The following is a 1,595-nucleotide window of genomic DNA, read 5'->3' as shown; positions in this document are numbered from 1 at the left end:
TGATTAAGTCGCCCTTATCAGGCTGTACCAAGAGATCTTGCTGGAGCTGACGATACTCTTCATCACTCACAAGCTCTTTGATTTGCTTAGTAAAAATACTGGTTTCAATGAATAACATAGGTTTAAGTACGTCAATGGCGTATAAGAATTTTAGCAGTTTTAGAATAAAAAAACGAGAGCTGTGAACTCTCGTTTCGCATAAGCAAAGGCTTACAAATATAAATATTAGGTATAAAAAACCCGCATGATAGCGAGTAGGTCCTGATATTTCATTCAGACTATAGATTTTATAAAAACTATATTTCTAGATGATTTTAAATATTTTTCCACTTAAGGTACTTTGAAAAAGCATTTCAAAACTAGGTCGAATATCTTCACCATCAACGGTGATATGTTTTATATTCAAATGAGATTGTGTGTTGGCAAACTCATGATCCACTGTGGCTTGAATAGCGTGTTTAACGCCAAACTGGTCTTTTACGCTGAGAGTCTGTTTAAACATATATATTTCCTTAAAAAAATTGCAGTGGAAATCCCACATAAATTATTGATGTTTAAAAATTTATCGCTAAGCAACTTTATGATTTAATTTAAATAGCTGATTTAGAGAAGTGTAAAATGTACGGCCATCCAAATTTAAATCAACTTCGATTCCAGATTCCAGTAGAACTCTTTTACCTACTTCGATTTGTTTTAAACCTTGACGTGTATTTTGCATTTTATGTAGAGGAATTAATGAAACAATAATTTCAGTACCATTTTTAGATTTTGCAATTAAATCATTTACTTTTAACAACTTATATCCTATTTTTTAGAGATTTTTTCAATTTTGAAAACATTTTAAAGCATAAAAAAAGCACTTATGAGTGCTTTTTATTACTGCTTATTATTACTTAGATAGCAACAATATTTACAGCATTCGGTCCTTTTTGACCTTGAGCTACACTGAATTCAACTTGCTGGCCTTCAAATAAGGTCTTGAAACCTGAACTCGCGATTTCGCTGAAATGAGCAAAAACGTCTGGACCTGATTCTTGTTGAATGAAACCAAAACCTTTAGTTTCGTTAAACCACTTAACAGTACCTTTAACAACATTTGAGTTTGACATAATATATCCTACTAATTTTTAATAATTTTTTAGTCATTTTATTGACTGATTAATAACTTTGAAAATAATAAAGAATGAGACTTAAAATCTAAAAAACGAAGGATTATGACTAAAACTGCGATACTTAAGGAAGATTTACCGAAACAAGACTTTTTTTCTAGTTAAGTTAAATATACAGTAAAAATAAAAATAATCAAGTTTTTTGATATAAATATTAATTTTTCTTATAAAATCTATATTTTTTCTTTAAAAATTAATTAAATTCAATAACTTATTTATTATATTATTTAATATTTTCTTTAACATAAAATCTCTTATGAGAATTCTTAACCATTATTAGAGTTTACCTGTTGTTGACTGTCCTTTATTTTCTTTTGATCAATAAGATATTGAAGAGCAACGGCATATATGAAGAACGTGATAGCAAAAAAAGTACCTAAAAAAAATATTTGCATTGGTGTTTGCTTTAAGACTATGTCGTAACTA

Annotated in this window: 3 protein-coding genes; all 3 read right to left on the bottom strand. The window is 28.6% G+C overall.

Annotated features, from left to right (window positions below):
• Nucleotides 1–304 precede the first annotated feature (304 nt).
• Entirely contained in the window at nucleotides 305–502 is a 198-nt protein-coding gene (locus F960_RS17840; RefSeq protein WP_000476222.1) for a hypothetical protein, read from the bottom strand.
• 66 nt (nucleotides 503–568) lie between these two features.
• A complete protein-coding gene (locus F960_RS17835; protein WP_000921865.1) occupies nucleotides 569–796 on the bottom strand; it encodes a hypothetical protein in 228 nt (75 codons plus the stop codon).
• Nucleotides 797–893: 97 nt separating this feature from the next.
• Nucleotides 894–1,109, bottom strand: a complete 216-nt coding sequence (locus F960_RS17830; RefSeq protein ID WP_000071892.1) for a cold-shock protein — start codon at nucleotides 1,107–1,109, stop codon at nucleotides 894–896.
• Nucleotides 1,110–1,595 lie beyond the last annotated feature (486 nt).

The organism is Acinetobacter gerneri DSM 14967 = CIP 107464 = MTCC 9824, from assembly GCF_000368565.1.
Lineage (GTDB): Bacteria > Pseudomonadota > Gammaproteobacteria > Pseudomonadales > Moraxellaceae > Acinetobacter > Acinetobacter gerneri.
This window is presented reverse-complemented; position numbering and strand designations above follow the sequence as displayed.

Excerpts from the sequence above, each read along its gene's own strand:
- F960_RS17840 (WP_000476222.1), bottom strand. The coding sequence starts at position 502 with ATGTTTAAACAGACTCTCAGCGTAAAAGACCAGTTTGGCGTTAAACAC.
- F960_RS17830 (WP_000071892.1), bottom strand. The coding sequence starts at position 1,109 with ATGTCAAACTCAAATGTTGTTAAAGGTACTGTTAAGTGGTTTAACGAA.